This window comes from Ruegeria sp. N4, from assembly GCF_056531425.1.
Map to the genome: position 1 here is coordinate 159,154 of NZ_JBQFLT010000003.1, position 25,862 is coordinate 185,015.

The following is a 25,862-nucleotide window of genomic DNA, read 5'->3' on the forward strand; positions in this document are numbered from 1 at the left end:
TTCCTTATTTATCGGATTCTGTGAGGCCCTTGACGAACCAATTCTGGAAGAAGATGACGATGGCCACCGGCGGGATCATCGCAACGATCGCCAGCGCCAAGGCCTGCCCGTGTTCGGGGATCTGACTGTCGGTATAGGTCAGCACGATCTGCTTGATGCCCCGGACCAGCGTGAAGAAGCTTTCATCCGTAGTGATCAGCGTCGGCCACAGATACTGGTTCCAGCCGAAGACGAACATGATGATGAAGATCGCGGCGATCATCGTCCGGCTGAGCGGGACGAGGATGTCGATGAAGAACTTCCACGGCCCCGCGCCATCGATCCGGGCGGCCTCGGCCAGTTCCTCGGGGACGGACATAAAGAACTGGCGGAAGAAGAACGTGCCTGTAGCGGACGCGATCAGTGGGACGATCAGGCCGGTATAGGTGTTCGTCAGGCCCAGTTTCTGGATCGCTTCGTAGGAGGGCAGGATCCGCACCTCAAGCGGCAGCAGCAGCGTGGTGAAGATGATCCAGAAGGCCAGCGTGGCAAAACGCAGGCGGAAATAGACAATGGCATAAGCGGCCATCATCGAGATGATGATCTTGCCCACAGCAAAGCCAATGCCAAGGATGAACGAGTTCATCAGCATCAGCGTGCCATCGACGGTTTGGGTAAAGCCGCCTTTCTCGAACATGGCGGCGTTGAAGTTCTTGCCGAGATCGTCGCCAAGGCCCAGTTGAATGCCCTGCCGGTGGATGGTCACCGCATCATGGCTGGCCGTGGTCAGCGCCAGCAGCGGTGGCAGCATCATCAGCAGCGAGCCCAGGATCAGGACGGTGTGATCGCCAACCGCGCTCCATTTGATCTTGCGGCGGCGGCGGGTGGTTTGGGTTGTCTCAAGGGTTGTGTCAGCCATTTTGCGCCCCCATCACGTATAGTGGATCCGGCGTTCAACCAGCCGGAACTGAAAGACGGTCAGGATCAGAACAAGAACCATCAGGACAACGGATTGCGCGGATGAGCCGCCAAGGTCATTGCCCCGGAACCCGTCCAGATAGACCTTGTAGACCAGCGTCATCGGGTTGTTCCCCGGCTCGCCCTTCATCAGCGCATCGATAATGCCGAACGTGTCGAACAGCGCGTAGGTGATGTTGATGATCAGCAGGAAGAAGGCGGTCGGGGCCAGCAGTGGAAAGGTCACCTGCCAGAACCGACCGGTGGCCGAGCGGTTGTCGATCATCGCCGCCTCGCGGACCGAACGCGGGATGGATTGCAGGCCGGACAGGAAGAAGATGAAATTGACCGGAATCTGCTTCCAGACGGCGACGATGATCATCGCGGTTGCGGTGGCGTTGTAGTCGACGCCCAGTTTGAAATCCCAACCAAACATCTGAAAGAACTTGGTCATCGGGCCGGTGCTTTGGTCGAAGAACAGGATGCCCAAAAATCCTGCGACCGGCGGCGCGATGGCATAGACCCACATCAGAAGCGTGCGATAGGATTTGGCGCCCCGGATCACCTTGTCGGCCTTGACCGCCAGCAGCAGGGCGATGGACAGCGAAAAGAATGTCACCAGGACCGAGAAGACAATCGTGAACCACGCGATGCGCTTGTACTGATCGTTACCCAGCAACGAGGTGTAGTTGTCCGCCCCTACAAAGGTCGAACCGAAGCCAAACGGATCCTGCAGAAAGAAGGACGATTGCAACGCCCAACCCGCAGGCCAGTAGAAGAAGATTGCGATGATCATCAGCTGTGGCAGCAGCAATGCCACAGGAAGCCAGATAGTGTCGAAGCCCGCGCGTTTCATGACCCGTCCAGTTGCGAAAATGGGGGATGGCCGCGCCCGAAGGCGCGACCATCTTGGGGGTGATCCCGGGGTTTAGCCCTGGGTTTTTGCGAAGCGGGCCAGCAGTTCGTTGGCTTCGTCTTCGATTGTCTGGAACGCAGTGTCCACGTCGGTTTCACCGGTCAGGATACGGCCATATTCGCGGTTCATGATGTCGCGGATCTGAACGTAGAAGCCCATGCGGTAACCCTTGGTGTTGTCACCGGCTTTCGCCTGCAACTGGTTCACACCGACTTCGGCTGCCGGGAAACGGTCATAGTGGCCGTCTTTCTTGGCAACGTCATAGGCGGCCTCGGTGATCGGCACATAGCCGGTTTCCTGATGCCAGAAATATTGGGTGTCGGGCGCAGTCAGGAAGCGGAAGAACTCGGCAGTCGCCTTGTTTTCTTCGTCCGATTTGCCAGCCATCGCGAACAGGGCAGCGCCACCGATGAAGGTTTGCGTCGGCTCGGGCGTTACGGCTTCCCAATAGGGCAGTTCAACCGCGCTGAATTCAAAGCCCAGATCTTTCTGCAACAGGCCACCGAACGAACCGGACGAGCCCAGCCACATGGCAACCTTGCCTTCTTCAAACGGCTTGGCGTTGTCGCCCCAACCGGTGCCGTACCACTCGAACAGGCCATTGTCCTTCCACTCGGTCACAGCGGTAAAGTGCGCCTTGATCGCGTCGTTGTTCACCAGAATTTCGGTATCCATGCCGTCATAGCCGTTGTTGTTGGTCGCAAACGGCAGGTTGTGGCGCGACATGAAGTTCTCGGTGAAGATCCAGGGCAGGTGCGACTGGCTGAGCGGGATATAGCCCGCCTCTTTCAACGCCGGGGCGGTGGTCGTCTGGAATTCTTCCCATGTCTTCGGCGGGGTCACGCCAGCGGCTTCCAGCGCGTCGACATTGTAGTACAGAATCGGGGTCGACGAGTTGAAGGGCATCCCGATCATCTTGCCATCGCTGTCGGCATAAAAATAACGCACACCGGCGATGTAGTCGTTGATGTCGAACTCAACACCATTGTCGGCCAGCAGGTCCTGAACCGGAACGGTTGCGCCCTTGGCGGCGATCACGGTGGCAGCGCCCGCGTCAAAGACCTGCATGATGTTCGGTTGTTCACCGGCGCGGAAGGCCGCGATACCAGCGGTCAGCGTCTCTTCGTAGCTGCCTTTGTAGATCGGAGTGATTGTGTATTCGTCCTGCGACGCGTTGAATTTCTCGGCCACCTTGTTGACGGTTTCCCCCAATTGTCCGCCATGGGCGTGCCACCAGGTAATTTCTGTTTCTGCAAAAGCCGCAGTCGCGGTAAACGCGAGGGCAGCAGCCGTTGCGCAAAACTTCAGATTGGTCATGTTTTCCTCCGGTTCGGTGTCGGCCCCTTGCAGCTAAGAGACCGTTGGCACTTTGTGCCAGTTTATTGTGCAGGCTCCCCTGCGGCGTATGTCGCGCGCAGCCTCCGCCCCGCATTGCATGGGCACGTCTGGATTCTGCACACGTGCCCACATAATGTTAACGTATGACAGTTCGGTGAATGATTTCTAGCAATATTGACAAATTCCACCAAATCGAAGGACAGGTTGAGCGTGGTTCAGGATCGTGACAAACCTACCGAAAGGCGCCGCAGGGTCACTGCGCAGGCCGTCGCAGATGCGGCCGGTGTGTCCCGTTCGGCCGTTTCCCGCGCCTTTACGCCCGGCGCGTATCTTGATGAAAATAAAAGAAAAATAATCGAAGATATGGCCGAGCGTATGGGCTATCAGCCAAACGCATTGGCCGCCGGTCTGAAGGACGGACGCTCGCACCTTGTGGCGGTGTTTGTCGGAAATATGCGCAGCGATTTTGATTCCGAATTTGTGCGCACTTTGGTCGGGAAACTGAACGCGTTGAACAAATGGCCGATTCTCATCGACGGTGGGGATCAGCGTGCAGAAGACGCGATCGAGCAGGTTTTGCGCTATCCGCTGGATGCTTTGATCCTTCGCGGGGGCAGTATGCCTCAGGCGCTGGTCAAACGGTGCAGCAAGCTGGGCGTGCCAATGATTTCTGCCGGGCGCATTGTGCAGGCGCCAGGGGTCGACAACGTGTGCTGCCGCAATGCCGAAGGTACGCGACTTGCGACCGAGGCGTTGATCCGGAAAGGTCGGACACGGTTTGGATTTCTGGGTGGTGCACCCAGTTTCTCATCCTCGGCCGAGCGCAGGGCAGGTGTGATCGAGGTTCTGGAACGCGCGGGCCTTGGGCTGGTGGCGGAAGAGACCGGAGATTTCACGGTTGAGACCGGGCGGGACATCGCGCTGACCTTGCTGGGGCAGCACAGGCTGGACGCGCTGATCTGCGCCAATGATGCCAGCGCAATCGGGGCGCTGACAGCGGCGCGCGAGATGGGTCTGGACGTTCCAAACGCGCTGTCGTTGGTCGGGTTCGACGACATCGAAATGGCCAGATGGCCGATCTTCAACCTGAGCACGGTCAACAACCCGATTGCTGGGGCTGTCGATCAGGTCATTGCGCTGCTGGAACGCAGGCTGGCCGATCCCGCCAAAGCCAGCGAGACGATCATGGTCGATCCCTATTTCGTGCCACGCGGCACGCATTAGGCTTAGTCGTTTCGGGCGGATTTGAACAGGTACAGGAAGACGAACAGCGATCCGATGGATGTGGTGACGATGCCCACCGGCAATTCCTGCGGGGCCAGCAGCAAGCGCGACAGGATGTCGGAGAGCGTCAGCAGGATCGCACCCACGATGGCCGAGGTTACCAACAGATTGCGGTGCAGCGTTCCGGCAATGCCTCGGGCGATGTGAGGGACCATCAGGCCGACAAAGCCAATGACGCCCGCGACCGAGACAAAGCTTGCAGTGGCCAGAGCAGCAACAAAGAACATGCGAAACCGCAGGCCCTGAACCGGAATACCCAGCGTCGCTGCGGTGAAATCCCCGGTCAGCAGCGCGTCCAGCCAGCGGCTGCGATAGAGCGAATAGCCCAGGATCATCGCAAGCCCGATCAGGACAAGGGGAAAGGTCTCCCACCGCGCGAGGCCAAGACCGCCCAGCATCCAGAAGATCACTGAATGCGCAGCACGACTGTCGCCGGAAAAGATCAGATAGTTGGTGATGGCAGAAAACAGGAACGAGACCGCAAGCCCGGCAAGGATCAGCTTTTCGGGCGCGCTTGTGCGCAGGCCCTGAACCAGCGCCAGAACGATGCCTGACGCGATCAGACCGCCACAGAAGGCGGCAAGCGGCAGGGTCCAGAAACCAAGCACGTCCCCGGTTACCGTGATGACCAGAACCGCCCCGGCGGCGGCGCCCGAGGACAGGCCAAACAGGAAGGGGTCGGCCAGATCGTTGCGTGTGGTGGTTTGCAGCACCACGCCGACCACACCCAATCCGGCACCGATGACGGCCGCGAACAAGGCGCGGGGCAGGCGCAGGTCAAATACGATCCGGTGCAGGGGCGACATCTCGCCTTCGGTCAAGCCGGTGCCCAGCATGATCGCTGTCGCCACGTCGGCGACGGGAATGGATGTCGTGCCATAGACGACCGACAGCAGCAAAAGGGCGGTCAGAATGACCGCCCCCAGCAGGACCGCGCGGCCCGTTTGAGCCATGTTAGTTCAGCTCCGGGTGCATGGCCGAAACCATCTTTTCGATGGCGTCTATGTTTGCCGGTCCCGGCGTCAGCTCTTCATAGCGCAGACCGATCCAGCGTTCGTTCTTGACGGCATCGGTCAGGGACATGGCCGGATGCTCCTGCAGAAACTTGAACGTGTCCTCGGCACCGTTCCCGGTCTGATAGTCCAGTAGGACCAGAAATTCGGGGTTTGCGGCGGCCACTGCTTCCCATGAGGTGCGACCCCAGCTGGTGTCCATGTCATGGGTGACGCTGACACCGCCCGCAGCCTCGATCATGGCGTCTGGAATGGCGAATTTACCGGCGGTAAAGGGCGCATCGGCGGGACCGTCCAGCAGGAAGACGCGGGGTTTCGGCAGGTCTGCGGTTTTGGATTCGATGGCCGCCAGCTGGTCTTTCCAGCCCGAAACCAACGCTTCGGCCTTGTCTTCCACATGCATCACCTTGCCCAGACGCAGCACGTCATCGAACAGAAGGTCCATGCTGGCTTCGGGGCGGTCCTTGTTCAGGTGAACGCAGCTTTCGGTCAGGACCATGGTTTTGATGCCAAAGGGTTCCAGCGTGTCGGGGGTGACTTCGCCACCCGGCTGCATGCCGTAATACCAACCGGCAAAGAACATATCCGGCTCGACCGCGACCAGATTTTCGACGGTGGGGTATTTGGGCGCCAGTTCCGGGATGTCACCGCGTTTTGCATCGAAATCCGGGCTGGTCTTGTACCAGCCGGTAATGCCGGTCAGGCCGACAATCTTGTCCTGCAAACCCAGCGCAAAGGCCATGTCGGTCATGTTCATGTCGTGCACGACAATCCGCTCGGGCGTGCCGTCGAACACCAGTGGTTCGCCGCAATTGTCGACGGTCACTTCATGCGCCGCCGCACCACTTGCGAGGCCCGAAACAAGGACCACGGACCAGAATTTCTGCATTATCAAATTCTCCTGTTATGATGACAGCTTTCGTTTTCGGATATCCAGCGCAGGGATCACGCGCCCTTCGTGCTGGAAACACAGGTAGTCAACGCCAAACGTATCGCGCACACGCTCGGGTGTCAGAACTTCGGGAACCGGGCCGAAGCCGGTCATGCGGGTTGCCTTCATCAAAGCGACATGGGTGGCGAATTCGGGGATCATGACCAGATCATGCACGATCATCACAACCGTCACGCCTAGTTCGGCCACCAGCGACAGCATGTGGCCCTTGGCGTCGGGGTCGAGGTGGTTTGTCGGCTCGTCCAGAAACAGCAGCGATGGCCTTTGCGCCAGGGCCCGTGCGATATGCGCCCGCTGACGTTCGCCGCCGGACAGACGTTGCATCGGTTTATCGGCCAGCGGGACCAGTTCGGTGATCTCAAGCACCCGCTCAAGATCGGCCTTATGATCCTCGGCTGACCGGTCGGCCTGAATCGGGATTTGCCCAAGGGCCACATAGTCGCGCAGTTTCAGCCTGCCGTCAGGCAGTTCCTGCTGCCCGACCACAGCGATGGTGCGTGCCCGTTCAGGGGCAGATAATTGACGCAGGCTTCGCCCCTTGATCGTCACATCGCCCAAGGCCAGACGTTCGAGGCCACAAAGCAGGTTCAACAGCGTGGTTTTCCCGGCCCCGTTTGGCCCGGCAATGGCCAGGATCGACCCCTCATCCAATGAGAAGGAGACATCCTGTAGCAACACATCCCCATTCAGGGCGTAGTATTCGAGCCCCTTGGCAACCAGAAAACTCATTTCTCGCCCTCTGTCGAAAGGCGCGGCAGACGGGCCAGAGTTTTGAAAAGCAGGGCAAGGGGCCGATCGGTTGCACTGGTCCAGCCGTCGTCACTGTCGCGGAATTGGCGGGCGAAGGCGGCAATCGCGTCCAGATCGGCGGGGCTTTGGATATCGCCGAACAGATACTGCGCCTTGCCTTCGGCTTGCAGCCCAACGGTCATGGGGCGTTCGCACCCTGCCATGCAGGCAATCATTCGGGTCGCAAACCCCGGTGGTAGGGTTGCGTCCAAACTGGCCTTGGCTGCCTTGGCTTCGATTTCACCCTGACAGGTCGAACAGATCAGGACGAAGTGGTCAGCTTGGGATGACATGGCTGTTCCCGCTGCGGAAACCGCGCGAAAAGAAAAAGCCACGCCCGCAGGCGAAAAATTGAGCCATCAAATCCTCCTTCCAGGACACCCCGCCCCGGGTTGGTTGCACAGGTGATGGCAGGTCTCCTGACTTGCGGGTCGTGGCTTGGCCAACCTTCCCGACCTGTTCAGGCCAGTGGTGATTTGGCGTCGCTCTGCGCTTACAGTTGCGGGGGCAGTCACGGATTTGGCCGCAGGGCCGCACCGTATTCCCATTTTCATCCCGCAGGCATCGCTACGGGAACCATCGCTGGTCAGCTAGTCTGTCGCGGATTTAATTGTCAAGCGCTCTGGTCGAGATTTTGGCGGCGCGGACTGAGTGTTTAGTAATCCGCAACCAGCAAAAATTCCGGCGCTGCGTCCTCTTCAATGGTCGCGAACCGGGGGATCGGTTGCTCGAACACATTGTCGGTGCGGTCGTCATTGACGGTTGAGACTTCACCGATCAGACAATCCCCACGCTCGGCCCAGAAGGCATGCCAGATACCGGGCATCAGGGTCACGCTTTCGCCGGGTTTCAGGCGCAGCAATTCGCCGGGCGTGATCGTCACGTCGCAGCCATCGCTGGGCACAACCACCGGATTGTCGCGATCAATGCCGCCTTCGGGGTCCGAGGCGTAGATCTCCATCACCAGATCACCGCCGCCCCGGTTGATAATGTCCTCGGCCTTGATGATATGGCGGTGCATCGGAGATAATTGTTTGTCTCGCGAAATCAGCAGTTTCTCGGCATAGAGCATACCGCGACCCTGGTTCAGATCATTCACGTCGCCATTGCGCAGGGTGAACAGGAACAGGCCCAGCTCATCAAACTTGCCCTGACCGTAATCGGTAATGTCCCAGCCCAACCCTCGGGCGCGGATCGTGTCGGCCTTTGCGCTGCGCATCTGATCAGGGGACCAGTCGGCGAAGGGCGGCAGGACCGCGCCGAAGGATTTGATGAAGGCCTGCGCCTCGGTCTTGATGTCGTTGATGTCGGATCGTTTCATGTCGGTTCCCTCGGGGGATCAAAGCTCATGCGCCCAGGGCGGGTTTGCCCCGGCGCGGGATACGGTGACGGCGGCGACTTCTGCGCCCAGGGACAAAGCCGCGCGCAGGCTATCAGGCGTCAAGGCGCGCAGGCCCTCTTTGCTCAGGTGCCCGGCGCGGTGGAGTTCGGCCAAAACGCCCGCGTTGAACGTATCGCCGGCGCCCACAGTATCGACAACCTGCACCGGTTTGACTGCCACCGAGGTCTCGGACCCGTCCGCCAGATAGCCCGAGGCCCCCTGACCGCCCCGCGTCACGATCACCACGGACGGTCCGGCCTTCAGCAACAAGGGCACCTTCTCGGCATGGGTTTCCGGCCCCGGAATGATCCAGTCCAGATCCTCGTCCGAGACTTTGACAATATCGGCCTGCGCGATCATGCGATTCAAGCGGGTGCGATAGCGGGTCTGGTCCTTGATGAATCCCGGCCGGATATTTGGGTCCAGCATCACCGCGCGGTCGCCGCCATGACGGTCGAGCAGCGCGGCATAGGCATCGGCACAGGGTTCACAGGCCAGACTGATCCCCCCCAGATACAGGGTCGAGGTCGCCAACAATTGCTGCGGCATATCCTCGGGCTGCAACATCCGCCCGGCCGTGTTTTCATCAACAAAATTGTACGAGGCATGCCCATCCACCAGCTTCACGAAGGCCAAAGTGGTCGGGCGGTCGCTGGCAATCACGTGCGAGGTGTCCACATGGCTTGCCTTCAGCGTGTCCGCCAATTGCGCGCCAAACATATCCGAGGACAGGCCTGTCAGCATCCCCACCGGCGCGCCCAAGCGCCCAAGGGCGATGGCCGTGTTGAAAATTGCGCCGCCGGAATGGGGCACATAGCCCTGTGCGCCAGACGTGGTCGGTTCGGCGATCATGTCGATCAGGGCTTCGCCACAACACAGGATCATCCCGCGGTCCTTCTTTGGAAATGGTCACACGGTTTTACCGCATGAGCGCATTTTTGCAGAAGTTGTTAGCGCCAACAATGCCAAATTCGACCTGTTCCGAGATATAAAGGTTCATCCCTTGCCGCAAATCGCTGAATCGACCGCCTTGATTGAAGGCGTCCAGAAAACGCTCGCCAAACAGCCAGCGGTTCTTCTCAGCCACGCCGCCCACCAGGAACACGCCGCCCCGGGGGATCAAGGTGACGGCCAGATCACCCAGCAGAGCGCCCAGATGGGTCGTGAACATCTCTGCCGCTTTGATGGCATGCGCATCCGATCCGTTGCGGGCGTCGTGAAGAATGTCCTTTGCCGGGCGGTGCGCTGCGTCAGTCTGACCGGCGGCCAGTGCGATGGATTGATAGAGGACAGGCAGCCCCGTGCCGCTCAGGAACATTTCAGCTTCAAGCGTCAGGCTATCGCCAAAGAAACAGTCCGGCGCGATGTGGCGGGCGGCTTCGAAAATATCAACCTCGTCCCGGTGACGCGGGGAGACACCGACATGACCGCCTTCGCCCGAGGCTGTGTGGTAATGTCCTTCCGAATACAACAGCGCCCCGACACCCAGCCCGGTTCCCGGGCCAACGACCAGACGGGTGCCGGTTGGCGGTGTAGGGTCGCCCTGCAGCACGGCCACATCGGCCTTCGTTGCCTCGGCCACGGACCATCCTGCAGCGGTGAAGTCGTTGATCACATAGGTATGCCGCGCACCTGTGGCCTTGGCTAACTCAGCCTCGGACAGGTCCAGATGGGCGTTTGTCAGTTGGATCACGCCATCCCGAACCGGGCCCGCGCCTGCGGCGACAACGGCCTGAGGGTCGGTGCCGATGTCATCGCGCAGGCTGTGGAACGCGTCAAGCAGGTCGGGCAGAGTCCCTGTCGGATGCTTGCGCAGATCCGTCAGCTCTCCGTTTGTGATGACCCCAAGCCGGGTGTTGGTGCCGCCGATATCTGCCACCAGGTTCCAATGCGCGTGCACCGCACCTGCCGGTTGTGCCAAGGGCACCGAAACGGGTTCACCCTGCGCCAGCGCCGACTTCAGCGCGTTAAACGAGGCTTTGGGTCTGCGCTCCAGCGTGTCGAAATCCACATCAACCAACCCGAACCGCTTTTCATAGCCGAACGCCCATTCGTAATTGTCCAGCAGCGACCAGATGAAATAGCCCTTGACCGGAACGCCCTGATCCAGCGCAGTTTGCACCGCCGTAAGATGCTGATTCAAATACTCTATCCGGTCGTCATCCTGCTGCCGCTCGGGGCTGGCCATGCCGTTTTCGGTGACATAGATCGGCAGATCCCCGGTGTAGTCCCGCGCCGTGCGGGTCAGAAAACGAGAAAGGGCCGTCGGCTCGATCTCCCACCCCATCTGCGTTTTTGGCAGCGGGCCGGGCATCTCTTTCAGGCTGGGCCATGCGGTGTCGGACGGGGCGATCAGCTTGCGGGTGTAATAGTTCAGCCCACACCAATCGACGGGCGTTCCGATCGTTTCGAAATCGTCCTGCCAACCGGTTGGCAAGTGCTGTTCCAACCCGTTCAGCACATTCTGCGGGTAGGCTTTCTTGAAGACGCCACCCAGAAAGAACCGGTTGTAAATCCCATCATAAAGATCGGCGGCCTCGCGCGCCTTTGGGCTGCTGTCGGCGGGTTCGGCCCATTCCAGATTGAACACCGCACCCAGATTGTTCATCCCCAGCCCCCGCATGGCCTGAATGGCGCGCCCATGGGCCAGCAGAACATGGTGCATGGCGCGCGCGGCCGCACGAATGTCGCGCATGCCGGGGGCGTGGTGCCCTTCGAAATGGCTCAGCCAGCTCACGCACCAGGGCTCGTTGATCGGGGCGACGCTGTGCATGCGGTCACCGATGCGACCCATGATGACCTCGGTGAAATCGGCGAACCACCCGGCAATATCGCGGTTGCGCCAGCCGCCGAGGTCGGCCAGGGCCGAGGGCAGCTCCCAATGATAAAGCGTGGCGCAGGGGCGGATGCCGCGATCCAGCAGCGCATCGGTCAGCCGGTCGTAGTAGTCCAGCCCGGCCTGATTGACCTGACCGCGCCCCTCGGGCATGACCCGCGCCCAGCTGGTTGAAAAGCGATAGCAATCAAACCCGGCCTCGCGCACCAGATTGAAATCTTTCGGGAACCGGTTCAGGTGATCGCAGGCCAGATCGCCGTTTTCGCAGCGCACGACATTGCCGGGCGAGGCGGCGAAGGTATCCCAATGGGTCTGGCCAGCGCCGCCCTTCGCGTGGCCTTCGATCTGATAGGCCGAGGTTGCCACACCAAAGAGAAAATCCTTGGGGAAATCAGCGCGGGTGTATTTCATTTTGTTACCTGCTTGGCACCGGGCCGGTTGATCTGCCCACGACCAGTTCCGCCTCGAGCAATTTGGTTTTGGTCGGATCGTTCGGGGACTTGATGCGCTCGATCAGCATGTCGGCGGCCAGTTCCCCTGCCTGACGTACGGATGAGCGCGTGGCTGTGAAAATGGGCACGTCCTGCCCGTTCTTGAGGTAGGACAGGTCGTCATCATGGGCAATCACGGATACATCGCGGCCCATCTGCAAGCCAGCCTCCTCCAAAGCGCGGCGCACACCAATGGCCGAGATCATTGACGAAGTCAGAATTGCGGTGGGTGGATTGTCCAGCGCCAGCATGGCGCGGGTTTCGTGATGGCCGTAAACCTCGGTCATTTCGGCGCTGCGCATCAGATCGGGATCCAGCTCCAGCCCGGCCTGCGCCAGCGCAGCAAGATACCCGTCGCGGCGGCGATGGGCGAAATCCATATCCTCAAGCCCATTGATCAGCGCGATGCGGCGATGGCCCAGATCCAGCAAAAACCGGGTCGCGCGCTGAAAAGAACTTTTGTTATTCACGTCGATCCAGTCATAAGGCAGGTCCACCCCAGTTGAACGTCCGTGCACGATAAACGGCACGGACATGCGGCTGAGCACTGAAATCCGATGCTCGTTCACCTTGGGACCTTGCAGCACGACCCCGTCCACCGCGCCGCGTTGAAACAGGCTGCGATAAGCTTCTTCGATCGAGGTGTCGTCGGCGTTTGTGAACATCATGTCATAGCCATGCTCGGCATATTTCTTTGCAGCACCGGCGACGAAATCCCCAAAAATCGGGTTCACCATTTCATGCTGGGATGAGCTGGGGATCACATGCCCGATCACCATGGACTTGCCCGTCGCCAGCCCCTTGGCCCGGCTGTTCGGTCGGTATCCATGTTTCTGCGCAGCGGCCTGAACCCGGACCCGCGTATCCTCGCTCACCTCCGGATAGCCGTTCAGCGCGCGGCTGACGGTTGTCTGTGAAAGACCCAGGGTTTCCGAGAGCTGTTTCAGGTTCATGAGCGGTTCAAAGCGCCTTCAAATGAGGTGTTAGACTTGTTTTGTGACCAAATCGACCATTCGTCAACCTGTATTCCGTCAATTTGAACTCTGCCAAACATAGTGCAGTATCAGAAACAGATTGTTGACAGAGACTGAATGTTAGCGGATAAAGTTCCGCATCCAAAGCGCTTTGAAAATCGAATCTCAGAAGCGCGTTGTTGTCTTGGGAGGATTATTGATGAAACACTCGCTATATGCAGGCGCGGCGGTGCTCGCCCTGATGGCCGGGTCCGTGCATGCCGAAGGTGAAATGATTCACGCGGTCGGCGATGGAAACTTTGATTGGGATGGGTTGCAGGCTTTTGCCGATGCTCATGACCTGACCGGTCAGGACCTGACGATTTTCGGGCCATGGCTGGCGGGTGAGGGCGATTCTTTCGAGAACCTCGTGGCCTATTTCATCGATGCAACCGGCGCCAATGCCAGCTATGTCGGGTCGGATTCGCTGGAACAGCAGATCCTGATTGACGCTGCCGCCGGGTCGGCCCCCAACCTGACTGTCTTTCCGCAGCCCGGCCTTGCCGCCAACATGGCAAAGAACGGGTATCTGACACCTCTGGCCGAGGGTTCGGCGGATTGGATCAAAGAGAATTTTGCCGCCGGGCAGTCCTGGGTTGATCTTGGGACATTCGAGAATGCCGAAGGTGAAGACGAGTTCTACGGCTTCTTCTTCAATGTGAACGTGAAATCCCTGGTCTGGTACATCCCCGAGAATTTTGAGGATTTCGGCTACGAAGTGCCCCAGACCATGGAAGAGTTCAAAGCACTGATGGACCAGATGGTCGAAGATGGCGAAACGCCGCTTTGCGTTGGTCTGGCGTCTGGTGGTGCCACCGGCTGGCCTGCAACCGACTGGGTCGAGGATCTGATGCTGCGCACCCAGCCGCCCGAGGTTTATGACCAGTGGGTTTCGAACGAAATGAAGTTCGACGATCCGCGCGTGATCGCCGCGATCGAGGAATATGGCAGCTTCACCCGCAATGACGACTACGTCGTGGGTGATGCCGATGACACCGCCGCGATTGATTTCCGCGACAGCCCCAAGGGTCTGTTCGACAGCCCGCCGGCCTGTATGATGCACCGTCAGGCCTCGTTCATTCCGGCCTACTTCCCGGAAGGGACCGAGCTGGGTGTGGATGCTGATTTCTTCTACTTCCCGGCCTATGCCGAGAAGGATCTGGGCACCCCGGTTCTGGGTGCGGGCACGCTGTTCACCATCACCAACCCGAACCCGGCGGCCGAGGCATTCATGGAATTCCTCAAAACCCCCTTTGCGCATGAGATCATGATGTCGCAGGACGGGTTCCTGACCCCGCATCTGGGCGCAAACCCCGAAAATTACGCCAATGACACGCAGCGCGGACAGGGTGAGATTCTGACAAACGCCACCACCTTCCGCTTTGACGGCTCGGACCTGATGCCCGGTGCGGTCGGCGCGGGGACGTTCTGGACCGGTATGGTCGACTATTCGTCGGGTGCGAAAGATGCCGCCACGGTTACCGGCGAAATCCAGTCCTCGTGGGATGCCGCGAAGTAACTGATGTTATGGGGTGGCCCACCGGCTGCCCCGTTTCCAAACACATGAGGGCGTCATGACACCGGCACTTCAGGGCCTGCTGACCATCATCATCGGTGTGTCGGGTTGCGTGGGCTACTTCTACCTCTCGAACCAGTTTCTGGACAAAGTCCTGTTCCCGCCGCGCGGGCCGAATGCGGGACGCAACATCAACCGCGCGAACATGATCCGGCCCTGGCTGTTTCTGTTTCCCGCACTGGCCGCACTTGGCCTGTATCTGGCCTATCCGGTGGTTGAAACATTGCGCCTGTCCCTCACGGAACGCGTGCCCGGCGGCGGGTATAGATGGGTCGGGCTGGAAAACTACGGCCAGATGGCAGCCGAGCCGAAATTCTGGGAGGCCATGCGCAACAACATGCTGTGGCTGATCGTGGTGCCTGCGATGTCCACGGCCTTTGGTCTGCTGGTTGCGCAACTGACCGACCGCATCCGCTGGGGCAATCTTGCCAAGTCGCTGATCTTCATGCCGATGGCGATTTCCTTCGTCGGTGCATCGGTCATCTGGAAGCTGGTCTATGACGCCCGGCCAGCCGAACAGGACCAGATCGGCATCCTGAACGCGCTTTACATCTTCTTTGGTGGGACCGAGCCGCAGACATGGCTGACCGTTCCCTTCTGGAACAGTTTCTTCCTGATGATCGTCCTGATCTGGATCCAAACCGGCTTTGCCATGGTGATCCTGTCGGCAGCCCTGCGCGGTATTCCCGAAGAAACGATCGAGGCCGCCATTCTGGACGGGGCGAACCCGTTTCAGATTTTCTTCAAGATCAAGGTGCCGCAGATCAAGACAACCATTCTGGTGGTCTGGACGACGATCACGATCACTGTGCTGAAGGTCTTCGACATCGTTTTTGCCATGACCAACGGGCAGTGGGAGACGCAGGTCCTGGCCAACTACATGTATGACAAGCTGTTCCGGGGCGATGACTGGGGGGTCGGTTCGGCCTCGGCCATGGTCATCATGCTGCTGGTAACCCCGATCCTTGTCTGGAACGTGCGCAATGCGCGCAAGGAAATGGAGTAGCGGGTATGAGCGATATTGCAGGAACCAAACCCGCCCTCAGATGGGTGGTTCATGGCTCGGTCATTTTTCTGGTCGTGCTGTGGCTGGTGCCGACGCTAGGGCTGTTGATTTCTTCGTTCCGCACGGCGGATCAGATTTCCAGCAGCGGCTGGTGGCGCGCCATGTTCCCGTCGGAACAGAATCTGACCATCCGTGCCGCCGCGCCCGACACTCAGGTGCAACAGGGTGATCTCTACGTGATCGAGGGCAACCTGTTCGACGAAGCGCAGCAGGCGACGATTTCAAAATGGGGGATCAGCGCGCGTGAGATTGATGCCTTTGCACCCGGCGATGTGGCGGAGTTGCGCAGGGGCGGTACAATCACCGTGGACGCAGAGGGCAACTACCGAATGGAGAACTCCGAGGCGTTCACCGGCAATCGTGGCGCGCGTGTCTTTGTCACCGCCAAAGTACCGTCGGAATTCACGATGGAGAATTACGGCACCGTATTGCTGAGCAACAGCGGTGACGACAATATGGCCAAAGCGTTCTTTAATACGCTGACGGTGACGATCCCGGCGACGATCATCCCGATCCTTGTGGCGGCTTTTGCAGCCTATGCGCTGGCGTGGATGGATTTTCCGGGCCGGGCGCTGCTGATCGCGGCGGTGGTGGGCCTGCTGGTTGTGCCGTTGCAACTGGCGCTGATACCGCTGCTGAAATTCCACCTGAACATCGGGATCGGCAAAGGCTATCTGGGTGTCTGGCTGGCCCATACGGGCTTTGGGATGCCGTTGGCGATTTACCTGCTGCGCAACTACATGGCCGGATTGCCGCGTGATCTGATCGAAAACGCCCGCGTCGATGGCGCGACCGAGTTCCAGATCTTCACCAAGCTGATCCTGCCGCTGAGCTTCCCGGCGCTGGCTTCATTCGCGATCTTCCAGTTTCTGTGGACATGGAACGACCTGCTGGTCGCCAAGGTTTTCCTGATCGATGCAACCGGTCAGACCACCGTAATGACCAACCGGATTGTCGAGCTTTTGGGAACAAGGGGCGGCAATTGGGAAATCCTTGCGACAGCGGCCTTTGTGTCGATCTTCGTGCCGCTGGTCGTGTTCTTCGCAATGCAAAAATATCTGGTCCGGGGCCTGTTGGCCGGATCCGTCAAATAGAGGCGTCTGATGAACGTGCAAAACATCGTGGACATTTCCAAATCGACCAAAGCAACGTCCGAGTGGTGGCGCGGCGGTGTGATCTATCAGATCTATCCGCGCAGCTTTCAGGACAGCAATGGTGACGGGATCGGGGATCTGAAAGGCATCACCCAACGGTTGGATTACATCGCGTCGCTTGGCGTGGATGCGATCTGGATTTCGCCCTTCTTCAAATCCCCGATGAAGGATTTCGGTTACGATGTAAGCGACTATCGGGACGTGGACCCGATGTTCGGCACGCTGGCCGATTTTCAGGACCTGCTGGCCAAGGCCCATGCCAAGGGGCTGAAAGTCATGATCGATCTGGTGTTGTCGCACACCTCGGACCAGCATCCGTGGTTCAGCGAAAGCCGGGCCAGCCGAGACAATCCGAAATCCGATTGGTTTGTCTGGGCCGACCCCAAGCCGGACGGCACGCCGCCCAACAACTGGCTGTCGATTTTTGGCGGCTCGGCCTGGCAATGGGATTCCCGTCGTCTGCAATATTACCTGCACAACTTTCTGACCTCGCAGCCGGACCTGAATTTCCACTGCGTTGAAGTACAGGACGCGCTGCTGGACGTTGCCCGGTTCTGGCTGGATATGGGCGTTGACGGGTTCCGCCTGGATACCATCAATTTCTATTTCCACGACAAGCAGTTACGGGACAATCCGGCGCTGCCCGAGGATCAGCGCAATGCCTCGATCGCGCCTGCAGTGAATCCGTATAACCATCAGGATCACCTGTTCTCAAAAAGCCAACCGGAAAACATCGCGTTTCTGGAACGTCTCCGCGCCCTGACCGACGAATACGAGGGCCGCGCCTGTCTGGGTGAGATCGGGGATGCCCAACGCGGGCTTGAGATCATGGGCGAATACACAACCGGCGATAAGCGAATGCATATGTGCTACGCGTTCGAGTTTTTGGAGAAGCGCGCGCTGACGGCCGACTACGCCAAGCAGGTCTTTGATCAGTTGGAAACGAAAGCAGGCGACGCCTGGCCCTGCTGGGCGTTTTCGAACCACGATGTCGCCCGCCATGCCTCGCGCTGGAACCTGACCGAGGCTGCCGCCCGGCAACATGCTGTGTTGATGATGTGCCTGCGCGGTTCAGCCTGTCTGTATCAGGGTGAAGAGCTGGGTCTGCACGAAGCGGATGTGCCCTTTGAAAAACTGCAAGACCCTTACGGCATCGAGTTCTGGCCCGAATACAAGGGACGCGACGGTTGCCGGACGCCGATGGTCTGGGCCGCTCAGGATGAACATTCCGGTTTCAGCGCGGCTGAGCCATGGCTGCCGGTCAGCATGGCGCAGGCTGAACAGGCGGTGGATCGGTTGGAAAATGATCCGATGTCGATGCTGAACCACTATCGCCGTGCCATTGCCTTGCGTCAGTCGCATTCCGCGTTGGCCTCGGGCACGCAGACGCGGATGGAGCAGACCGGACCGATCCTGACTTTCCTACGTGAAGATGAAACCGAACAGGTGTTCTTCGCCTTCAATCTGGGCTCGGACAGCGCCGATCTGCGTCTGCCAGAAGGTGACTGGCGGCCAATTGGTCAGGACCTTGGCGCGGTGGATGGCACCGGGCAAGTCACACTGAACGAAGCACAATTCTGCCTGATGATCAGGGAAAAGGGGTAAAGCCATGTCTGAACTCAAGCTGACGGACGTTGCCAAGTCCTATGGTCCTGTTGATGTCCTGAAACATATCGATCTGGACATCGAACAGGGTGAGTTGATTGTCTTCGTCGGCCCCTCGGGCTGCGGTAAATCCACCTTGCTGCGGATGATCGCAGGGTTGGAGAAGATCTCTGGTGGCACGCTAGAGATCGAAGGGCAGGTCATGAACGAAGTCCCGCCTGCGCAGCGCGGCATCGCCATGGTGTTCCAATCCTACGCGCTCTATCCGCATATGACCGTGCGTGAGAACATGGCCTTTGCCCTGAAGATCGCCAAGATGCCAGCCTCCGAGATCGACGCCTCGGTCGAGCGTGCCGCCAAAATCCTTCAGCTCGAACCGTTTCTGGATCGTTTGCCCAAAGCGCTGTCAGGCGGTCAGCGGCAACGGGTGGCTATCGGGCGCGCGATTGTACGTGATCCGAAGGTGTATCTGTTCGATGAACCGCTTTCGAACCTCGATGCCGCCCTGCGCGTGGCCACAAGGATCGAGATTGCGCGTCTGAAAGAGGCGATGCCTGACAGCACGATGATCTATGTGACCCACGATCAGGTCGAGGCCATGACGCTGGCCAGCCGGATCGTGGTTCTGGCCAACAAAGGGATTGCGCAGGTCGGAACTCCTTTGGAGCTTTATGAAACGCCGGACAATGAGTTTGTGGCGCAGTTCATCGGCTCACCCTCGATGAACCTGTTGCCGGGCACGATCACGGGCACCGGGCAGATGACCACTGTTTCGCTGGCCTCTGGTGGCACGGCGGTTTCGACAATCCCGACCGAGGCTGGGGACGAAGGCAAACAGGTCAATATTGGCGTTCGGCCCGAAGATTTTGTCCTGACCGACAGCGATCCGATCCTGTCCGGCACCGTCGATTTCACCGAAGCCTTGGGCGAGGTCACACTGCTTTATTTCGAGAAATCCGAAGGGGCAGAATCGGTCATCGCCAAACTGCCCGGCGTGCAACGAAACCTGCGGGGCCAGACCGCGTCGGTGACCGCCGCCCCGGACAAGGTGCATTTGTTCCACAACGGAATGTCGATGCGAAAATAACCGAAAACAAGGGCCGTGCGGGGTGCTTGACAAGCGCGCCCCTCGTATTCCACCATATTTGAAACGTTTCAATGGTAGGATATGCGTATTTCCGCGCAACTTTACACAGTCCGGCATTGCGGGGGTCTGGCCGATCAGCTGGACATGGCGGCGACCTGCGGTTTTGCGGATGTCGAAACGACGGGCTTACACGAACTGACGCCGTCCCAGATGGCAGAGATCGTTCAACGCTCGGGCCTGCGGGTGCGGTCTGCCCATTTTGACTGGGAAGAGTTCGAAGACCGGTTTGATGAGGTCTCAGCGGTTCTGAACCTGTTGGATTGCCCGGTGGCGATCATGCCCTGGCTGTCACCAGAGATGCGCCCCAAGTCTCGTGAAGGCTGGTCCAAGGTGGCGCATCAGCTATCAGAGTGGGCCACCCGTTTGGCCGCGCAGGGCGTCAGGCTGGGGTATCACAACCACGATTTCGATCTGCAGGGCGAGGCAGGTGACACCCCGCTGGATTTGATCCTGTCGCAAGGCAACATCTACTGGCAGCCCGATATTGGCTGGGTTGTGGCGGTGGGTCTGGATCCTGTGGACATGGTTCAGCGCCACGCGGGTTCGATCCTGTCCATCCATGCCAAGGATATCGATCCGACCGAGCAAGGCGATGATCGCTGGCGCGATCTGGGGCAGGGCGTTGTTGACTGGGGGCCTTTATTGGCGGCCCTTGCACGCACAGGCTGCGCGGATTTGTTTGTCGAACATGACGAAAGCCCCGACCTCAAGACCACACTGGAAACCGGGCGCAGGTTTCTGGAACAACAGCTGAGGACAGCCGCGTAATGGCGCGGGCGACGATCAAATCGATTGCGCGGCAGACGGGCTATTCGGTCGGAACCGTCTCGAACGCCTTGCGCGATGACGCATCTGTCAGGCGCGAAACGCGCGAGGCGATCCAGAAGGTTGCGCAAGAGCAAGGATACCGGGTCAATCTGGACGGCCTGAAATTGCGTACCAACAAATCCTATCGCATTGCGGTTCTGGTTGGCGTCTCGGCTGATGAGTCTGAGGAGTGGGAAGGCGTTGAATTCACACGCATTCTGTCCGGCATATCGGGCGCCTTGCAGGGCTCACGCTATCAGCTGAGCGTATTCAGCGTCTCGAACTTGAACGGCGCCATGACCACTTTGCGCAATATCGTGCAAGAGGGTCTGGCCGATGGGGTGATCTTTTCGGGTACGCTCAGGAACGATCCGCGCATTGCGTATTTGCAAGCACAGAACTTTCCCTTCGTGACATATGGGATGAGCGATGCCACCCAACCCCACCCCTATGTTGATTTCGACAGTCAGGCGGCAGCATTTGATGCGACCCGGCGACTGATCCGTTTGGGGCACCGCAGGATCGCGCTGGTCAATCCACCGTCCGAGTTGATCTATGCGTCGCAGCGGGAAGAGGGGTATGTGCAGGCCCTCACCGCTGCGCAGATCGGATTTGCCGAAGACCTTGTATTCAACGGGCCGACCACCGCGTTGTCAGGTGAAATGGCTTTCCAGACATTTGCGCGGCTTTCAAACCCACCCACAGCAATCATCTGCGCCAATGAGGCGATGACGCTGGGCGTTTTGTCCTCGGCTGCCAAATCCGGCGTGCAGGTCGGGCGGGATGTGGTGGTAATATCGACCGACGATCTGCAACTCAGCCAGTATTTCGTGCCGCCGCCCAGCACCTACTACCTGCCGATCAGCGAAACCAGCCGTCTGCTGGGCGAGTTCATGCTGAAATCCCTGGACGGGGCCGACCCGTCCGAGACCCAGAAAAAGATCAGGGCCACCTTAATCGAGCGGCAACCTGACACCCCCGCGCCAGAACTGGCGCAATCCAACTGATCCAACAAAGGAGAAACCGAACATGTTCAAACATCTATTTGCCGCAGCGGCCCTTGCCGCGATGACCGCGCCCGCAGCTTTTGCCGATGATCTTGAAGGCCGCGTGCTGAAGATCGGGACAGATGCCACTTATCCGCCGATGGAAACCGTGGATGAAACAACGGGTGAGATCGTGGGCTTCGACGTGGATGTGATGAATGCGATCTGCGCCAAGGTCAATTGCGTGCCCAACTTCGTCAACACCGCCTGGGACGGCATCTTTGCCGCGCTTCAGCAGGGTGAGTTCGATCTGGTGATCTCGGGCGTGTCGATCACCGATGAACGCGAAGAGACCATGGATTTTTCCGAACCCTACATCATCGTCAGCCAGGCCATCCTGCTGCAGGTGGACAATGGCGACATGACGCTGGATGACTTCAAGGCCGGGGGTCAGAAACTGGCCGCGCAGACCGGCACCACCAACGCACAACTGGCCGAAGAACTGGTCGGGCGCGAGAATGTCAGCCTGTATGACAACTTCTCGGCCGCCATTCTGGCGCTGCAAAACGCCGATGTGCAGGGCGTGATCATCGACGGCACCTCGGCTTCGGCTTACGAGCAGGAGTTCGCCGGAGAGCTGACCGTGGGCATCACCGGCCTGCAATCCGACCCGCTGGGCATCGTGTTTCAGGAAGGCGACCCGACCGTGGATGCGATCAACACCGGGCTGGCCGCCATTCAGGAAGACGGCACTTTGGACGAACTGAAAGCGAAATACTGGGGCACCAACTAATCCCATAAGACACGAACAGCCCCGGCGGACCCAATCGCCGGGGCTTTGACTTAGCGGAGAACCCCATGTCGCGCCTCAGCTCGATCCGCCCGAGCAACCTTGTGTTGCTCGCCGCCGCGCCGTTTATCATTTACCTGTTCGCCACGTCGTCGAAATACCTGCGGTCCCTGGTGGCCATTCTGGGGATCGGCAACAATGCGGGGCCGATCTTTGTGGGCTTTCTGCTGGTCCTGACGGCCGCGATATTGGGGTATCTCTGCGCCCGGCATACGCGGTTTCAATCCCAAGCCCCCCTGTGGTTGCGCCTCACGGCGCTTGTCGCGTTTCCGGTGGCGGTTGGCTTGTCGATACTGGCCTTTGTCGCTCCGCAATTGCTGATGCCTTTCGCCGAATCCGTGTTCTTTCATGCCCTCAGCGAAAACACCTCGACCCTGATTGACCGGTCCAACCAAACCTGGGTGCTGTTCCCCGAGGTGGTCGCGCAGGTGCAGACGGGTTTACAGGTTCTGCTGGCGGCTTACGCAGTGATCATTGCGGCGTGTTCGGTCTCGGGCCGTTTGCCCAATCCGATGCGCGGGTATGTGCAGTTGGGGTTTGAGGTCCTGACCGGGGCCGCATTGTTCTATCTGATGTTCATGGCCCATTGGCAGTTTGCCACCGGCGTCGCCATCACATTCCGCGCGGCGATTTTTGCCTATATCTTCGCCGCCATCCTTGGGCTGATCTGGGTGGGGCTGCAATCGTTCAAGGCCAGGGCGCGCACGACGATGATCTACGGGGCGATCAGCCTGTCGTTGCTGGCCATATCGACGTTTTTCTTCATGCAGCCAAAGGTGAGCTATATCCTCGTCGGCAGCACCGAGGCGCGGATCGCCATCGTGCGCGGCACGCCGCAAGCGCAGGCCGATATCATCCGGTTTGGCGAATTCGACGGCGGAGGAGATCAACAATACCGCATCCGCAGCGCAACCGATGCGGCCAGCGCGTTGGAGCAGATCGAAACGGTCGACAGCGTCTCGGGCGCGTTTGTGCCGGTCGAGGCGCATACGCAGGGCTACCCGGTGTTGTGGCAGACCAGTTTCCTGCCCGACACGTACCGCAACCCGGCGCTGGCCTTTGCGGTGTTTGGCTTTCTGCTTCTGACCCTGACCATCGGCGGCGCGCAGCACAAACTGCATCCGCTTGCGGTTGGGGCTGAGTTCTTTGTGGACACGATCCGGGGCATTCCGATGTTGGTGATCATCCTCTATATCGGTTTGCCACTGGCCGGGGCCGTGAAGGATGCGACCGGCGGCGGTATCGACATGACCAACATGACCCGCGGGATAATCGCCATCTCGGTTGGGTATTCCGCCTACATGGCCGAGATTTTCCGGTCAGGGATCGAAGCCATCCCCAAAGGGCAGTTAGAGGCAGGCAGTTCGTTGGGCCTGTCCCGCTGGCAAACCGCGCGCCTGATCGTGCTACCACAGGCGCTGCGGATCGTGACACCGCCCTTGGGCAACGAATTCATCGCGATGATCAAGGACACCTCGCTGCTGTCGATCCTGTCGGTGCGTGACATGACTCAACGGATGCGAGAGTTTCAGGCCGCCAGCTTCCTGCCCTTTGCGCCCTTCAACACGGCGGCGATCCTGTATGTCGTGATCACTTTGGGCTGCGCCAGCTTCCTGAAGTGGATCGAACGCCGCACCGCGAAGGACACCAGATGAGCCGGTTAGAACTTGGGGTTTGCTACTACCCCGAACAATGGGACCCGTCCCAATGGCGTGACGATGCGGCCCGAATGGTCGAAATGGGGCTGGATTGGGTGCGCATTGCCGAATTCACCTGGGGGCTGATCGAGCCCAAGCGTGGTCAGTTCGAATGGGGCTGGCTGGATGAGGTGATCGGTATTCTGGGCGATGCGGGCCTGCGTGTGATGATGTCGACACCGACAGCCTCGCCGCCAAAATGGCTGATAGATGAGCACCCCGAGATCCTGCCCGTCGGCCCTGACGGCCGCGTGCGTGGGTTCGGGTCGCGCAGGCATTATTGTTTCTCCAGCGAAGTTTATTTGGAAGAAGCCCGCCGCATTGCGACCGAATACGCGCGGCGGTACGGCCAGAACCCGCATGTTCATGCGTGGCAAATCGACAATGAATACAATGACCACGACACGGTGCTGAGCTATTCGGACGCCGCCCGCGACGGGTTCCGCTGCTGGTTGCGGGATCGCTATGGCTCGATTGAGGCGCTGAACGAAAGATGGGGTACGGTGTTCTGGGGGATGCTCTATTCCAGTTTTGACCAGATCGAACTGCCTAGTGGGCTGGTTGCGACGCCGAACCCGACCCATGCGCTGGATTTCGCGCGCTATTCCTCGGATCGGGTCCGGATTTTCAACAAGGCGCAGGCGGATATTCTAAGGGAACATGCGCCGGGACGGGACATCACCCACAACTTCATGGCAGGTAGTTTCGAGTTCGATCACCACGCCGTTGCCAAAGATCTGGATATTGTCGGGTTTGACAGTTACCCGCTGGGCAACCTGTTGGGATCGACCCTGTCGGACGCGGACAAGCACCGCTATCTTCGTAGCGGCGCGCCGGATTATCAGGGGTTTCACTGCGACCTCTATCGCTCGCAGGGGCGGGGGCGGATGTGGGTGCTGGAACAACAGCCCGGCCCGGTGGACTGGGCCGAGAAGAACCCTTCGCCTGCGGATGGCATGATCCGGCTATGGACATGGGCCGCGTATGCCCATGGCGCGCAGGCCGTGATGTTCTTTCGCTGGCGGCAGGCCCGCTTCGCGCAAGAGCAATATCACACCGCGCTGCTTCGTTCCGATGGCAGCGCGGATCAGGCGGCAATTGAACTGGCGCAGGTGGCGGTCGAGCGCGATGCGCTGCCTCCGGTACAGCGGGAAAGGGCGCAGGTGGCAATATTGCTGGATTATACCTCGGTCTGGGCCGCCGATATTCTGCCCCATGATGACGCCTTTCCAAACGCCCATATCCTGCGGGAATGGTATGCCGGATTGCGCGCGCAGGGCGTTGATCTGGATTTTATAGGGCCAGATGACGACCTGTCCGGGTATCGCCTGATCGTGATCCCTCAGGTCATGATCGTTTCTGTTGCACTGGCGGAAAAGCTTCAGGCCAGCAAGGCCAAACTGCTGATCGGCGCGCGCGCCGGCAGCAAGACCGAGGACATGCACACGCCATCAAATCTGGCGCCTGGCGTGTTGTCCGATCTGGCGGGTGTCCGGGTTCTGCGGGTGGAATCGCTTCCCGATCTGGCACAGGAATCCGTCCGGATGCCCGATGGAACAACGTATCCCTTCACGGGCTGGCGCGAGGTCATCGAGACCGGCGATCAGGTACTTGGCTGTTTTTCAAGCGCTTACCGGGATGGAAGCCCGGCGATTGTGCGGTCGGACCAGGCGACTTATTTGGCCATGATCCCGCGCGGCGACCTGCTACAGGCTGTTTTGGCAGACGTTCTGGACTGGGCCGGACTACGGAAAACTGACTGCGGGCTTGATCTGCGAATCACCCGCCGGGGTGATCTGGGCTTTGCCTTTAACTACGGCCCCGATGAACAGGTTCTTAAATTCGACGATTCACGCCAGTACGTTATTGGTAGTTCGAGAATCCCGCCCTATGGTATCGCTGTCTGGCACGAGTCGTGACACCCTCACGGAAAACACCGGACGTGGCTGCAAACTGGACTCATGGAAACTGGCAACTGTCACTTTTGGACAAAAAGCTCTGCCGCAACATTCTGGCCTGCAATCA

General features: G+C 59.4%; 22 protein-coding genes, 1 pseudogene and 1 riboswitch. Of the genes and pseudogenes, 11 read left to right on the forward strand and 12 right to left on the reverse strand.

What is annotated here, in order from left to right; genetic code table 11:
- Positions 1 to 4: 4 nt before the first annotated feature.
- The 3 genes from ACR0LW_RS07225 to ACR0LW_RS07235 form a co-directional block, all read right to left on the reverse strand.
- Complete coding sequence (locus ACR0LW_RS07225) at positions 5 to 898, reverse strand: ABC transporter permease subunit (protein ID WP_480882068.1); 894 nt, start codon at positions 896 to 898, stop codon at positions 5 to 7.
- Between the two features lie 12 nt (positions 899 to 910).
- Positions 911 to 1,792: an ABC transporter permease subunit gene (locus ACR0LW_RS07230; protein WP_170453821.1), complete on the reverse strand. Its 882-nt coding sequence runs from the start codon at positions 1,790 to 1,792 to the stop codon at positions 911 to 913.
- 72 nt (positions 1,793 to 1,864) lie between these two features.
- Positions 1,865 to 3,169, reverse strand: coding sequence for an extracellular solute-binding protein (locus ACR0LW_RS07235; RefSeq protein ID WP_480882069.1), 1,305 nt, complete (start codon positions 3,167 to 3,169; stop codon positions 1,865 to 1,867).
- Between the two features lie 231 nt (positions 3,170 to 3,400).
- On the opposite strand from ACR0LW_RS07235, the gene ACR0LW_RS07240 reads away from it, so the two are divergent.
- On the forward strand, positions 3,401 to 4,414 hold the full coding sequence (locus tag ACR0LW_RS07240) for a LacI family DNA-binding transcriptional regulator (RefSeq protein WP_480882070.1): 1,014 nt from the start codon (positions 3,401 to 3,403) through the stop codon (positions 4,412 to 4,414).
- A gap of 2 nt (positions 4,415 to 4,416) precedes the next feature.
- Here the strand turns inward: ACR0LW_RS07240 and ACR0LW_RS07245 are convergent, their stop codons facing one another.
- The 9 genes and pseudogenes from ACR0LW_RS07245 to ACR0LW_RS07285 form a co-directional block, all read right to left on the reverse strand.
- Entirely contained in the window at positions 4,417 to 5,427 is a 1,011-nt protein-coding gene (locus ACR0LW_RS07245) for a FecCD family ABC transporter permease (protein WP_480882071.1), read from the reverse strand.
- A 1-nt stretch (position 5,428) separates the two neighbouring features.
- Positions 5,429 to 6,376: an ABC transporter substrate-binding protein gene (locus ACR0LW_RS07250; protein ID WP_170454017.1), complete on the reverse strand. Its 948-nt coding sequence runs from the start codon at positions 6,374 to 6,376 to the stop codon at positions 5,429 to 5,431.
- A 15-nt stretch (positions 6,377 to 6,391) separates the two neighbouring features.
- Positions 6,392 to 7,168 carry an ABC transporter ATP-binding protein gene (locus ACR0LW_RS07255; protein ID WP_480882072.1) on the reverse strand — a complete coding sequence of 259 codons (777 nt, stop codon included), beginning with the start codon at positions 7,166 to 7,168 and terminating at the stop codon, positions 6,392 to 6,394.
- Positions 7,165 to 7,521: a DUF1636 family protein gene (locus ACR0LW_RS07260; RefSeq protein WP_480882073.1), complete on the reverse strand. Its 357-nt coding sequence runs from the start codon at positions 7,519 to 7,521 to the stop codon at positions 7,165 to 7,167. Before ACR0LW_RS07260 ends, ACR0LW_RS07255 begins: the two co-directional genes overlap by 4 nt.
- A gap of 99 nt (positions 7,522 to 7,620) precedes the next feature.
- Positions 7,621 to 7,824: riboswitch (cobalamin riboswitch) on the reverse strand.
- Between the two features lie 59 nt (positions 7,825 to 7,883).
- Complete coding sequence (locus ACR0LW_RS07265) at positions 7,884 to 8,549, reverse strand: D-lyxose/D-mannose family sugar isomerase (RefSeq protein ID WP_170453815.1); 666 nt, start codon at positions 8,547 to 8,549, stop codon at positions 7,884 to 7,886.
- An 18-nt stretch (positions 8,550 to 8,567) separates the two neighbouring features.
- Positions 8,568 to 9,494 (reverse strand): carbohydrate kinase family protein, encoded by a 927-nt coding sequence (locus ACR0LW_RS07270; RefSeq protein WP_480882074.1) that lies wholly within the window; start codon positions 9,492 to 9,494, stop codon positions 8,568 to 8,570.
- A 34-nt stretch (positions 9,495 to 9,528) separates the two neighbouring features.
- A complete protein-coding gene (locus ACR0LW_RS07275) occupies positions 9,529 to 10,536 on the reverse strand; it encodes a glucokinase (RefSeq protein WP_480882159.1) in 1,008 nt (335 codons plus the stop codon).
- Between the two features lie 21 nt (positions 10,537 to 10,557).
- Positions 10,558 to 11,856: pseudogene (locus ACR0LW_RS07280) on the reverse strand (GH1 family beta-glucosidase); the annotation flags it as partial.
- Positions 11,857 to 11,860: 4 nt separating this feature from the next.
- Positions 11,861 to 12,889, reverse strand: coding sequence for a LacI family DNA-binding transcriptional regulator (locus ACR0LW_RS07285; protein ID WP_480882075.1), 1,029 nt, complete (start codon positions 12,887 to 12,889; stop codon positions 11,861 to 11,863).
- A 220-nt stretch (positions 12,890 to 13,109) separates the two neighbouring features.
- Between ACR0LW_RS07285 and ACR0LW_RS07290 the strand changes: the two genes are divergently transcribed.
- From ACR0LW_RS07290 to ACR0LW_RS07335, 10 genes are all read left to right on the forward strand, one after another.
- Complete coding sequence (locus tag ACR0LW_RS07290) at positions 13,110 to 14,468, forward strand: ABC transporter substrate-binding protein (protein WP_480626687.1); 1,359 nt, start codon at positions 13,110 to 13,112, stop codon at positions 14,466 to 14,468.
- Positions 14,469 to 14,523: 55 nt separating this feature from the next.
- Entirely contained in the window at positions 14,524 to 15,531 is a 1,008-nt protein-coding gene (locus tag ACR0LW_RS07295) for a carbohydrate ABC transporter permease (protein WP_170453810.1), read from the forward strand.
- Between the two features lie 5 nt (positions 15,532 to 15,536).
- Positions 15,537 to 16,685, forward strand: a complete 1,149-nt coding sequence (locus tag ACR0LW_RS07300; RefSeq protein WP_480584676.1) for a carbohydrate ABC transporter permease — start codon at positions 15,537 to 15,539, stop codon at positions 16,683 to 16,685.
- 9 nt (positions 16,686 to 16,694) lie between these two features.
- Positions 16,695 to 18,350 (forward strand): alpha-amylase family glycosyl hydrolase, encoded by a 1,656-nt coding sequence (locus ACR0LW_RS07305; RefSeq protein ID WP_480882076.1) that lies wholly within the window; start codon positions 16,695 to 16,697, stop codon positions 18,348 to 18,350.
- Between the two features lie 4 nt (positions 18,351 to 18,354).
- Entirely contained in the window at positions 18,355 to 19,437 is a 1,083-nt protein-coding gene (locus tag ACR0LW_RS07310; protein WP_170453807.1) for a sn-glycerol-3-phosphate ABC transporter ATP-binding protein UgpC, read from the forward strand.
- Between the two features lie 81 nt (positions 19,438 to 19,518).
- Positions 19,519 to 20,265, forward strand: coding sequence for a sugar phosphate isomerase/epimerase family protein (locus ACR0LW_RS07315; protein WP_170453806.1), 747 nt, complete (start codon positions 19,519 to 19,521; stop codon positions 20,263 to 20,265).
- Positions 20,265 to 21,311, forward strand: coding sequence for a LacI family DNA-binding transcriptional regulator (locus ACR0LW_RS07320; RefSeq protein ID WP_480882077.1), 1,047 nt, complete (start codon positions 20,265 to 20,267; stop codon positions 21,309 to 21,311). The genes ACR0LW_RS07315 and ACR0LW_RS07320 overlap by 1 nt, the downstream gene beginning before the upstream one ends.
- 22 nt (positions 21,312 to 21,333) lie before the next feature.
- The gene (locus ACR0LW_RS07325; RefSeq protein WP_480882078.1) at positions 21,334 to 22,083 is read left to right on the forward strand and encodes a basic amino acid ABC transporter substrate-binding protein; all 750 of its coding nucleotides are present in this window, start codon (positions 21,334 to 21,336) and stop codon (positions 22,081 to 22,083) included.
- 65 nt (positions 22,084 to 22,148) lie between these two features.
- The gene (locus ACR0LW_RS07330; protein ID WP_480882079.1) at positions 22,149 to 23,795 is read left to right on the forward strand and encodes an amino acid ABC transporter permease; all 1,647 of its coding nucleotides are present in this window, start codon (positions 22,149 to 22,151) and stop codon (positions 23,793 to 23,795) included.
- Complete coding sequence (locus ACR0LW_RS07335; protein ID WP_480882080.1) at positions 23,792 to 25,756, forward strand: beta-galactosidase; 1,965 nt, start codon at positions 23,792 to 23,794, stop codon at positions 25,754 to 25,756. The genes ACR0LW_RS07330 and ACR0LW_RS07335 overlap by 4 nt, the downstream gene beginning before the upstream one ends.
- The last annotated feature ends 106 nt before the right edge of the window (positions 25,757 to 25,862 follow it).

Excerpts from the sequence above, each read along its gene's own strand:
- ACR0LW_RS07225 (WP_480882068.1), bottom strand. The coding sequence starts at position 898 with ATGGCTGACACAACCCTTGAGACAACCCAAACCACCCGCCGCCGCCGC.
- ACR0LW_RS07230 (WP_170453821.1), bottom strand. The coding sequence starts at position 1,792 with ATGAAACGCGCGGGCTTCGACACTATCTGGCTTCCTGTGGCATTGCTG.
- ACR0LW_RS07235 (WP_480882069.1), bottom strand. The coding sequence starts at position 3,169 with ATGACCAATCTGAAGTTTTGCGCAACGGCTGCTGCCCTCGCGTTTACC.
- ACR0LW_RS07245 (WP_480882071.1), bottom strand. The coding sequence starts at position 5,427 with ATGGCTCAAACGGGCCGCGCGGTCCTGCTGGGGGCGGTCATTCTGACC.
- ACR0LW_RS07250 (WP_170454017.1), bottom strand. The coding sequence starts at position 6,376 with ATGCAGAAATTCTGGTCCGTGGTCCTTGTTTCGGGCCTCGCAAGTGGT.
- ACR0LW_RS07255 (WP_480882072.1), bottom strand. The coding sequence starts at position 7,168 with ATGAGTTTTCTGGTTGCCAAGGGGCTCGAATACTACGCCCTGAATGGG.
- ACR0LW_RS07260 (WP_480882073.1), bottom strand. The coding sequence starts at position 7,521 with ATGTCATCCCAAGCTGACCACTTCGTCCTGATCTGTTCGACCTGTCAG.
- ACR0LW_RS07265 (WP_170453815.1), bottom strand. The coding sequence starts at position 8,549 with ATGAAACGATCCGACATCAACGACATCAAGACCGAGGCGCAGGCCTTC.
- ACR0LW_RS07270 (WP_480882074.1), bottom strand. The coding sequence starts at position 9,494 with ATGATCCTGTGTTGTGGCGAAGCCCTGATCGACATGATCGCCGAACCG.
- ACR0LW_RS07285 (WP_480882075.1), bottom strand. The coding sequence starts at position 12,889 with ATGAACCTGAAACAGCTCTCGGAAACCCTGGGTCTTTCACAGACAACC.
- ACR0LW_RS07290 (WP_480626687.1), top strand. The coding sequence starts at position 13,110 with ATGAAACACTCGCTATATGCAGGCGCGGCGGTGCTCGCCCTGATGGCC.
- ACR0LW_RS07295 (WP_170453810.1), top strand. The coding sequence starts at position 14,524 with ATGACACCGGCACTTCAGGGCCTGCTGACCATCATCATCGGTGTGTCG.
- ACR0LW_RS07300 (WP_480584676.1), top strand. The coding sequence starts at position 15,537 with ATGAGCGATATTGCAGGAACCAAACCCGCCCTCAGATGGGTGGTTCAT.
- ACR0LW_RS07305 (WP_480882076.1), top strand. The coding sequence starts at position 16,695 with ATGAACGTGCAAAACATCGTGGACATTTCCAAATCGACCAAAGCAACG.
- ACR0LW_RS07310 (WP_170453807.1), top strand. The coding sequence starts at position 18,355 with ATGTCTGAACTCAAGCTGACGGACGTTGCCAAGTCCTATGGTCCTGTT.
- ACR0LW_RS07315 (WP_170453806.1), top strand. The coding sequence starts at position 19,519 with ATGCGTATTTCCGCGCAACTTTACACAGTCCGGCATTGCGGGGGTCTG.
- ACR0LW_RS07320 (WP_480882077.1), top strand. The coding sequence starts at position 20,265 with ATGGCGCGGGCGACGATCAAATCGATTGCGCGGCAGACGGGCTATTCG.
- ACR0LW_RS07325 (WP_480882078.1), top strand. The coding sequence starts at position 21,334 with ATGTTCAAACATCTATTTGCCGCAGCGGCCCTTGCCGCGATGACCGCG.
- ACR0LW_RS07330 (WP_480882079.1), top strand. The coding sequence starts at position 22,149 with ATGTCGCGCCTCAGCTCGATCCGCCCGAGCAACCTTGTGTTGCTCGCC.
- ACR0LW_RS07335 (WP_480882080.1), top strand. The coding sequence starts at position 23,792 with ATGAGCCGGTTAGAACTTGGGGTTTGCTACTACCCCGAACAATGGGAC.